Genomic DNA, 9,869 nt, shown 5'->3' with positions numbered 1-9,869 from the left:
TCGCCACCAGCGGCCCGGCCCGGCCCGGGCTGGCCGCCGTGCTGGCTCCGCTGGATCCGCAGCCGCTGCTCGCCGAAACCCTGGAAGTGTTCGTGGACAGCGGCTTCAACCAACTGGCCACCGCCCGCATGCTCAATATCCACCGCAATACGGTGACCTACCGGCTGGCCCGCGTCCACGAGCTCACCGGCCTGGACCCGCACCGCCCGACCGACGCCATGACGCTGTCGGCCGCCCGCATCGCCCGCCGACTCGAGGCCGCGGACTTCGCGCCCTGAGCTTCGGCGACCCGACGGCCGCCGCTCGGTGTGGGCCCCGGGCCGAGTAAGTTCGGCCGATTGCACAAACCGACCAGCCCCGCTCTTGGTTATTGCCGGTAGCAGCAACCGGGAACTGTGCGGTGTGCTGAATCCGACGAAGAGGTCTCCGGAACCGGGCGTGCCCGCACCGCGCGGCGACCTCCCGACTTCCGCAGAGGTAGACCCTTGAGAATTTCGATCCGGCCGCGCAGGGGCGGCCGTCTCGTCACCCTCGCCGCCGCGTGCCTGACCGCCGTCGCCGTGACGGTGACCCTGGCGCCACCGGCCGCGACGGTGCCCGCCGCGGGCCCGGTGCCGACCGCACCGGCGAACTTCGGACTCCCCGACGGCTATCAGCCGACCCCCGAGAAGTACGGTGTCGGTTACGAATTGGGCCATGTGGTGCCGCTCGCCGACGGCACGCGGATCCAGGCCGAGGTGCGCTACCCCACCGATCCGGCCACCGGGCAGCGCGCCGACGGCGAGTTCCCGGTGGTGCTCAACGTCACCACCTACGGCGCGTTGACCAGTGCCCTCACCGCCGCCCTCACCGGCGTGATCGACCAGTTCCAGATCCCGCTGCCCGATCAGTTGCGCGATGTGCGCCGGGTGATCAACCAGGCCACCAGCGCCCAGGATGTGCTGGTGCGGCGCGGTTATATCGAGGTGGTCGCCGATGTGCGCGGCACCGGCGGCTCCACCGGCGCATGGAATCCGGCATCGAAACAGGACGGCCTGGACGGCGCGCAGCTGGTGGACTGGGCGGCGAACCTGCCCGGGTCCAACGGCAAGGTGGGCATGTACGGGTACTCGTTCCCGGCGCTCACCGCACTGCGCACCGCCCAGTCGGTGGGACCGGATTCGCCACTGAAAGCCATTGTGCCCATGGCGATGCCGAACAACATCTTCAACGAGGTGCTCGGTCACGACGGCATGATGAGCCCGATCCTGCTCACCGCCATCTCGTTGCTGGTGCCGTATCTGAGTCTGATCGGCCCGTTCCTGACGGCCGTGGTGTCACCGCAGCAGTTCATTCCGGCGCTCGTCGACCACCTGCAGGCGCTGGTCTCCTCCGACAGCACCATCAAACTGCTCATCGAGGCGTACGCGGGCGGGCCGCTGGCCTACGACACCGCCTGGTGGCAGGAGCGCCGCTTCGAGACCGAGATGCACAATCTGGTGGACAAGGGCATCGCCATGTACCAGGTGGGCGGCTTCTGGGATCTGTATCAGGAAGGGCCGCTGCGCAATTACGCGCAGTTGCAGAATCTGGCCGCGGGCCGTGACCAGTTCGCGCCCATGGCTCCCGACCAGCGCGCCGACGGCCGCTACCAGTTGCTCATGGGCCCCTGGTATCACGTGGGGCTGGGCGTCGGACCGGGGTCGCGGCTCGATACCAACATGATCACCCTGGCCTGGTTCGACCGGTGGCTCAAGGACATTCCCAACGGCATCGACGAGACCGAGACGCCGCTGCACGTCATCGACGCGAACAACAATGCCGCCGACACCGCCCGCTATCCGTTCGAACAGGCGACCATCGAGCAGCGCTGGTTCGACGGCGACCGGCTCACCGCGCGAGCGCCGACCGTCGCCGACGCCTCGGATCGACTGGACTACACCGGCATCGACAACATCTGCAACCGGCAGAGCCTGGCCCAGTACACCGGCGGCCTGCTCGACTTCCTGTTCCGGGTGTTCAACGCCTACAACCCGTGCACGGAGTGGGTGCAGGAACCGACGGCGGGGCTGAAGTACACCACCGATCCGGTGACCGAGGCGACCGTGCTGGCCGGACCGGCGAGCGTCACCCTCTACGCGTCCTCCACCGGAACCGATGCGGCGTTCCAGGTGTGGCTCGACGATGTGGCTCCGGACGGCACCGTCGTCAACATCACCGGCGGCTCGCAGCTGGCCAGTCAGCGCACCCTGAACGAGGACAAGACCTGGCGCGGACCGGACGGCACGATCTACGCGCCGGAGCATGTGCTCACCAAGGAGACCGAGCAGCTGCTGGTTCCCGGCGAGGTGACCCGGATGGAGATCAAACTGCGCCCGGCCTTCCACCGCCTGGAACCGGGTCATGCGCTGCGCCTGCGCATCACCAGCGGTACGTTCCCGTCCACCATTCCGATTCCGACGGATCTGCCGCGCCTGCTGGGCACCTCGCAGCAGATCCACCGGGATGCCGTGCGGCCGTCGAGCCTGGTGCTCCCGCTGGCACCGGCGGCGGCGTTCACCCACTGAGCCCGGAGCACCTCCGATGGTGGCGCGTCCGGTCGCCGCGCCCGCGCCACCATCGCGGCCGTCCCGGGCAATAGTCGCCAACCTTGGTCGTCGACGGGTTCGGGCACTGTCCTCCGACCGCCGGTCATGCCACACTGAGGCAGTCGATCATCGGAGGTCAGAGATGCCCGATCCGCGACCGGGGGGACTGCGTCGGCTGTCCCGGCGCACCCCAGCCGATCCCAGCGGTGAGCCGCCGACCCGGTCGGCGGTCCGCAATGCCAAACTCGCGGCCCTGCCCCTCGCCTACGCGGGTCGCCGCGTGACAGGGGTGGGGCGACGCGCCTTCGGCGAACCGGCCCGTGCCGTCGAACTCGACATCCAGGCCCGCACCGCCCAGCACATGTTCGAGGTGCTCGGCGAACTCAAGGGCTGCGCGGCCAAATTCGGGCAGATCCTGGCGCTCTACGAACTCGCCCTGCCGCCCGATCTCGGCGCGCCCTACCGGGAGGCGCTCAGCCGCCTACAGGACTCGGCGCCCGCCATGCTGCCGCGTGCGGTCACCGACGTGATGGCCGCGCACCTGGGGCCGAACTGGCGGCGGGCCTTCACCGAATTCGAGACCCGCGCCTGCGCCGCGGCCTCGGTCGGGCAGGTGCACCGGGCGCGCTGGCACGACGGCCGCCGAGTCGCCGTGAAGATCATGTATCCGGGTGCGCGCGAGGCCGTCCGGCACGATCTCGAACACCTGCGCCGCATGGCCCCGCTGACCTCGGTCCTGCTGCCGGGGGCGGATGTGCGCGCCCTCAACGACGCGCTGGCCGCCTGCATCCACGAGGAACTCGACTACGAGCGCGAGGCGCGGACCCAGCGCGTCTTCGCCGCCACCTATGCCGACGACCCGGATTTCGCGGTACCGCACGTGGTGCATCAGCAGGGCGATGTGCTGATAACGGAATGGGTGGACGGGATTCCGCTGCAGCGGCTGCTGGTGTCGGGTTCGCCCGCGGAGCGCGACCGGGTCGGCAGGCTGGTGCTGCGCTTCGTCGTCTCCAGCATCGTGCGCACCGGATTGCTGTACGCCGACCCGCATCCGGGCAATTTCCGCGTGCTGCGCGACGGGCGGCTCGGCGTGGTCGACTACGGCGCCTGCTCCCCCGTTCCGGCCGATTTCCCGGCGCTGGTGGGCGATATCGCCGACGCGGTGTTCAACGGCGGACCGGACGATCTGGAGCGAGCCCTGCGGCAGTACGGATTCGTTCCGCCCGGCGGTGGCTTCGACGCCGTGGCGTTCAGCGAACTCGTCGACCCCATTCGTACCCTGTTCCGCGCCGATACGGTGCGCATGACCACGCCGTGGCTGCGTGAGCAGGTCCTGCGCATCACCGATCTGAGCCTGTCCAATGTCAGCAGGCAGTTGACGGCGCCGCCCGCGCTCACTCCGGTGGGTCGCACCATCGCCGCCACGGCGGGCGTGCTGTGCCAGCTCGGTGCCGGGGGTGCGCTGCGCGCGGAGATCCTGACCCATCTGCCCGAGGCCGCCGACGCCCTCGACCGCGCCGAGCGGGGTGCGGGCATGCGCCCGCGCACCCCCGTCGAGCGGTTCGGCAATTCGGCCTGAATCCGGTTGCGCTACAGGTGCGTCCATTCCGGCCACAGCCGTGACCACGGCTGCTTCGGCCCGGTGTACTTCCAGATGACCACGTCGCGGGTGCCGCCGGGGAACCCTAGCCGGACATCCACCGTGCCGACCGCTTCCGCGCGATCGAAATGATCCCGCATCTCCGGATCGTCACCGCCGACCAGCAGCACGACGGTCGTGTCCGGGGACGGCTGCCCGAAGTAGCCCCAGCCTCGGCTGGGACTGTGGATCGGCGGCAGCTCCGCGCGGTTCCCGAGCTGGTCCAAGGCGCTGGCCTGCCAATAGCTTTCGGTGACGACGGCGGCGTGCGCGCGCTGCTCCGGTGGCAGCTCGTGATACGCGGCGGTCACGGCGGCGGTGAGTTCGGGCCAGCCGAAGGACCCGTAGGTGCCGATGTCCACGGCGGCCGCGGCCGTATCCGCTGGGGGTTCGATATCCCGTGGCGCCCGCCACGGTGTCGCCCACAGGGTGACGAGCACCGACAGGGTGAGCAGCGCCGTGGTGACCGCGATCCCGCTGCGCCGCGCCACCGTGGCGCCGTGCCGCAGCGCGGCGATCCAGCCGAACGCGCCCACGGCCATGACGGCCGCGTACATCCCCGTCGTGTAGTACACCCGACCGCCCACGACCAGAAACACGGCGTAGAGCAGGATCAGCGTGACGCCGAGAAAGCGGTACGGGCGCAACTCCTTCCGGGCCAGCAGCAACCAGGTGCCGTAGCCCAGCAGCAGGACGCCGAGCCACCCGGCCAACATGATCGACAGCGGCACGAACAGCAGCCCGCCGCCGAACACATCCTGTTCCTCGCCGATGACGCGCCCCATCGCGAGCTGCGGCCAGCCGTGCCGGGACTGCCACAGCAGCGCCGGAATCATGCTCACCGCCACCAGCGCGCCGCCCAGCCACAGTGCCGGCCGCCGCACCAGCTCGCGCGGCCCGAATACCACGCTGCTCACCGCCACCGCCAGCCAGAAGATGGGAATGAGCCACTTCACCTGCATGTCCACGGCGGTGACCAGGGCGGCGGCCAGCAGCAGCCGGTCGTCGCGCATCCGCACCCAGCGCACCAGCAGCCAGGTGATGAGCACCCACAGCACGGTATCCACCGCATTGGTGGTGAGCATGGAACCCTGCAACAGCAGGAACGGCGAGCTGGCGTATCCGGCCGCCGCCAGCAGCTGCGCGGCGCGACCACCGCCGAACTCGCGGGCGAGCAGGGCGCACAGCACGACCGCCAGCACGGTCAGGACCAGCGCGGGCAGCCGCAGCGCCCAGTACGAGTCCGGCGCGCCGGTATCCATGAGGCGGGCCAGCACCGGCAGCACCGGTCCCTGGTCCGCATAGGAGAACGCGAGCCGCCGGCCCGCCGCCAGGAAGTACAGCTCATCGCCGAAATAGCCGTAGCGCGAGGTCGAGAAGGCCAGCACCGCGGCCGAGATCGCTGCGACAGCGGCGATCTCACGTCGGGCGAGCGGTGGTAGTCGGTCGGCCGCCACCCCGGGTGGGCGAGCCAGTACCTCGGTCACGGTCGAATCCTCCTGGGATGATCGGTCGGCGGATATCGGGAATCCTTCCGCGCGCATCGAGTCGGCGCGTCATCCGAGAGGGCGCGACCCTGTCATCCGGGAGAATGAATTCCGTTCACTCCGCCAAGCGCGCCTGGACGTAGTACTCCGCCCGCAGCGCCACCAATGCCTGCCGGACGCCGATCGGGGCCCAGCTCGCGGTGGCATCGTGGCCGACCACCGGATCGGTGAGCATGACGGTGCGTCCGCGCGTCTCGAAGCCGAAGGCTCCGGCGGCGCGAATGTTCTTCAGCCAGTCCACATTCCGGCCGTAGGTGAGTGCGATACGGTAGCCGCCGTCGCGGTCGAAGACCGCTACCGGGCTGCGGTAGACGCGCCCGGACTTGCGTCCGACGTGCACCACGATGCCGAATCCCGGTGCGCGGCGGGCCAGTACGCCCAGCACCGGATTGGTGACTCGCCGATTGATCCTGGCCAGAGCCTGTGGCAGCGGCATGGGAATCGTCCTCTCCGACGACAGCGATTGCGTCCCAGAGGCTACGCCGCGCACGCACCGACCGCTCCGGACTCGCCATCCGAATGCGCCGACGCGAGCGCCCAGCCGGTTGTGGGTGCGCGACCGCATCCGCCACCCCGGTCGGCGACGATGAGCGCGGTCAACGGGCCCCAGCGCCGATGTCGCGCCGAGGCGGGCGATCCCGCGCGGGCCGGGGCACCTCGACCGGCTATCGTCCCCCGATATACAAGCGAAGCGCCCCGCGCGGGCGGGTCCGGCGTGGCAACCGGGTGAGCGGCCGCCGCGAATGCGCGGCCGGTCGACGGGCAAGCCTCATCCGGTCGCGATGGGTCGCCGGGGCTCGCTCGTTCGGGGCCGTGACGAGAAGGCGGGGCCGCGATGGCGGAGATGATCGCGCTGTACGACGCGGAGGGGCACGAGGTCGGGGCCGAGGATCGGGCCGTGGTGTACGCCGAGGGACTGTGGCATGCCAGTGCGGGGGTGCTGGTGCGCTCCGGGGACGGGTCGCGGTTGTACGTGCACCGCCGGACCGAGACCAAGTCGGTGTTCGCCGGTATGCACGATTGTCTGGCGGGCGGAGTGGTGGAACCCGGCGAGCGTCCGGAGCAGACCGCCGTGCGGGAGCTGGCCGAGGAGTTGGGCATCGTGCTCGACGGCGGTGCGGAGCCCCGGCCGCTGACGCGCGCGTCCTGGGACGGCGGCTGGGCCGGTCGGCCCATGCGCTGTCATCTGTTCGCCTTCGAGGTGCGCTGGGACGGGCCGATCCGGCATCAGCCCGAGGAGGTCGCCGACGGCTGGTGGTGGACCGACGACCGGTTGCGCGAGCGGCTGACCGATCCGGCGTGGCCGTTCGTCCCCGACACTCGCATGCTGCTGCCCGATCTGCTGCGCTGAGCGCCCGCGCGCCCGGAAACGGCGACAGCCCCCCGGCCCCGCGCGATCCGGTGGGCTGTCACGGCTGCGACTACTGGCCGCCGGCGCTGCCCGTGAACAGGCCCTGAACCATCTTGATCAGCACTTCGGCCAGGAAATCGGAAGCGGATCCGGACACGCGTAACTCCTCATCTGTGTGTCTCTGCCAAGTCGGACATCTGAAGCATGACCGATTCACAAATTTCGGACGGCGATTTCGCGCGACTGTGCGCTGGATCACACCCTCAACTCGACGAGGTAACCCGCCCGATCCACGCCGAGAAGGCCCCCGGATTGCGCGTCTGCAACAGCACCCGGCCCGGTCCGGTGAAATCGAAGACGAACCCCTCCCCGGAGGTCAGGGACTGGATGGACCGCCCCGACACCGCCCGCCGGATGGTGAACCGCATGGCCAGGTCGTAGGCCACCACATGTCCGGTGTCGATGGTGACCGGCTCCCCCGGTGCGAGATCGATGACGTCGATCGCCCCGAAGACACCGAGCACCACCTCACCCTGCCCGTGCGCCCGCAGCCCGAACCCGCCCTCACCCCCGAACAGGTTCGCGAATCCACCCCACTTGGCCTCCACGGTCACCCCGTGCGCGTTGGCGATCCACCCGCCGCGATTGATGAAGAACGGCCGGTCCGGGGTGATGGTCAGCGGCAACATATCCCCCGGCAACGCGGGTGCGACATCCACCCAGCCGCCCTCCGGCGGGGCGGTGAAGGTGGACACGAAGAACGACTCCCCCGCCAGCACCGACCGCTTGATCCCGGCGAGGATGCCGCCCTCCGCGCGGGCCTGCAGGGTGACCCCCGCCGAATGTGCCACCATGGCACCGCTTTCCACTCGCATGGGCTCGCCACCGGCGAGGAAGCAGCGCGCGATCGTCGACGACGGGCTGTGCCGCAGTTGAACTTTCATATCCGGCGACGCTAGCAGCGCGAGGTGACCGGACGACGCGGAATCCCGGCGCGTCCACGGATGGGCCACGCCGGGTCGCGCGGCTAGCGTCCGCCCTCGGCCAGTACCACCGGCACCGGCGCGTAGTCGGTGCCGGTGATGTCCACGCCCTCACCCTTCAGCAGGTCCAGCGCCCGGGTGACGTAGGCATTGGTGTAGGAGTCGGCATCCGGCTCCCGGGTGAGCACCGTCGCGCCCTCCTGGTTGCGGGTCTGCCGGGCGATGGTGACCGTCTGGTTCCACGCGTCCTCGTCCACCATGCCGATGCCGTCCGGAGAGGGCCAGATGAGCTTGTTGACCTCGTTGATCTGCCACTGCTGATGGCTCGCCCCCAGGGTGCTGCCCGCCGCCACGGTGATATCGCGGCACCGGTCGACATTGTCGCGGCAGAAGATCCAGCCGCGCAGCGAGGCGGCCAGGAATTTCACGGTCAGCTCCTGATACGCGGTGTCACCCAGCCGCTCGGTATTGGCCCACACCGCGTCCTGGAGCATGGCCACGCCCTGCTCGTTCCAGTCGATGGTGGTGAAATCCGCGGCGGTGTAGAGCTGTCCGGTGGCCGGGTTCCTGGTCTCGAGCAGCTGGGCGTACTCGTTGTAGGACATGGCCTGGGCGGCGGCGATATCCCCGGCGAGGAAGGCGTTCATATCGAACTGCTGCTGGACCAGGCGCACATCCGCGGCCGGGTCGAGTCCGGCCTTGGTCATTCCGGCGAAGAGTTCGAACTCGTTGCCGTAGCCCCAGTTTCCGACGGTCTTGCCGCGCAGGTCGGCGGGGCCGTCGATACCGGCGGAGGCGAAGGCCACCTGTTTGGTGCCCGAGCGCTGGAAGATCTGCGCCACCTCGGTGATTCCGGCCCCGGCCTCGCGGGAGGCGAGCGCCTTGGGCACCCAGGCCACGGCGAAGTCGGCCTGGCCCTGGGCGAGCACGGCCTGCGGCACGATATCGGTGCCGCCGTCCAGGATGTCGACGTCGAGCCCCTGGTCCCGGTAGAAGCCCTGGTCCACGGCGGCGAGGTAGCCCGCGAACTGCCCCTGCTTGAACCACTGCAACTGCAACCGCACCTTGGTGAGTCCGTCGGCCGTCGTGGTGGTGCCGCCCTCGGTGGTGCCGCAACCGGTCAGCGCCGCCAGCCCGACCGCCACCACGGCCAGACAGGTGCGCAATTTCTTCACGGTACTTCTCATTTCGATCTCCAACTGATGGTGCGGGGTCGGCGGGTGAGTTGTTCGGCGACGACGACGGCGGCGAGGAAGAGCAGGCCCAGGAGCATGGCGGCGGTGACATAGGCCCAGGCCCGCGGATAGGCGGTATTGGCGGCGGCGGAGATGATGCGGCTGCCCAGACCGTGCTGCAGCCCGCCGAAGTACTCGGCGATGATGGCGGCGATGACCGCACCGGGCGCGGCGATGCGCAATCCGGTGAACAGGTGCGGGAGGGCGGCGGGCAGCCGGATGGCGCGGGTGACCTGCCACGCGGTGGCGGCATAGGAGGTCATCAGGTCCACGTGCACGCGCGGGGCCTGCCGCAGCCCCTTCACCGTGCTGACGTACACCGGGAAGAACACCACGATGGCGGCCACCATCCGGCGCGGCAGGTCGGTGGTGCTGGAGTACAGCGAGTTCAGCAGCGGGGCCAGCGCCACGATGGGGACGGCGGCCGCCGCGGCGGCCAGCGGTCCGAGCAGGCCGTCGACGACGCGGACATCGGTGAGGATCTCACCCGCGCGCACCGCGCCCGTCAGCGTCGCACCCAGCAGTGCGGCCGGATCTTCCGCGAAAC

At 69.9% G+C, this 9,869-nt stretch carries 9 protein-coding genes; 4 read left to right on the top strand and 5 right to left on the bottom strand.

The genetic code is table 11. The features are described from left to right. From QK444_RS24845 to QK444_RS24835, 3 genes are all read left to right on the top strand, one after another. Nucleotides 1–278: helix-turn-helix domain-containing protein (locus QK444_RS24845; RefSeq protein WP_282784201.1), on the top strand; the 278-nt coding region annotated here is incomplete at its 5' end. A gap of 207 nt (nucleotides 279–485) precedes the next feature. Further along, nucleotides 486–2,546, top strand: a complete 2,061-nt coding sequence (locus QK444_RS24840) for a CocE/NonD family hydrolase (RefSeq protein WP_282784199.1) — start codon at nucleotides 486–488, stop codon at nucleotides 2,544–2,546. A gap of 163 nt (nucleotides 2,547–2,709) precedes the next feature. Then, nucleotides 2,710–4,146: an AarF/ABC1/UbiB kinase family protein gene (locus tag QK444_RS24835; protein ID WP_282784197.1), complete on the top strand. Its 1,437-nt coding sequence runs from the start codon at nucleotides 2,710–2,712 to the stop codon at nucleotides 4,144–4,146. 11 nt (nucleotides 4,147–4,157) lie between these two features. Here QK444_RS24835 and QK444_RS24830 read toward each other — a convergent pair whose 3' ends face one another. Continuing rightward, nucleotides 4,158–5,693, bottom strand: coding sequence for a glycosyltransferase family 39 protein (locus QK444_RS24830; protein WP_282784195.1), 1,536 nt, complete (start codon nucleotides 5,691–5,693; stop codon nucleotides 4,158–4,160). A 115-nt stretch (nucleotides 5,694–5,808) separates the two neighbouring features. Further along, nucleotides 5,809–6,189 (bottom strand): nitroreductase family deazaflavin-dependent oxidoreductase, encoded by a 381-nt coding sequence (locus QK444_RS24825; protein WP_282784193.1) that lies wholly within the window; start codon nucleotides 6,187–6,189, stop codon nucleotides 5,809–5,811. A gap of 399 nt (nucleotides 6,190–6,588) precedes the next feature. On the opposite strand from QK444_RS24825, the gene QK444_RS24820 reads away from it, so the two are divergent. Beyond that, nucleotides 6,589–7,104 (top strand): NUDIX domain-containing protein, encoded by a 516-nt coding sequence (locus tag QK444_RS24820; RefSeq protein ID WP_282784192.1) that lies wholly within the window; start codon nucleotides 6,589–6,591, stop codon nucleotides 7,102–7,104. Nucleotides 7,105–7,367: 263 nt separating this feature from the next. Here QK444_RS24820 and QK444_RS24815 read toward each other — a convergent pair whose 3' ends face one another. The 3 genes from QK444_RS24815 to QK444_RS24805 all read right to left on the bottom strand — a co-directional run. Then, a complete protein-coding gene (locus tag QK444_RS24815; RefSeq protein ID WP_282784191.1) occupies nucleotides 7,368–8,048 on the bottom strand; it encodes a TIGR00266 family protein in 681 nt (226 codons plus the stop codon). 83 nt (nucleotides 8,049–8,131) lie between these two features. Further along, nucleotides 8,132–9,274 (bottom strand): ABC transporter substrate-binding protein, encoded by a 1,143-nt coding sequence (locus tag QK444_RS24810; RefSeq protein ID WP_282784189.1) that lies wholly within the window; start codon nucleotides 9,272–9,274, stop codon nucleotides 8,132–8,134. Next, nucleotides 9,271–9,869 (bottom strand): ABC transporter permease subunit (locus QK444_RS24805; protein ID WP_282784187.1); only part of this gene is annotated, 599 nt, incomplete at its 5' end. The genes QK444_RS24810 and QK444_RS24805, both read right to left, overlap by 4 nt.

The organism is Nocardia sp. CC201C (assembly GCF_030010695.1).
GTDB classification, from domain to species: Bacteria; Actinomycetota; Actinomycetes; order Mycobacteriales; family Mycobacteriaceae; genus Nocardia; species Nocardia otitidiscaviarum.
The sequence above is the reverse complement of the archived record's forward strand: the minus strand, read 5'-3'. Positions and strand labels throughout refer to the sequence as shown.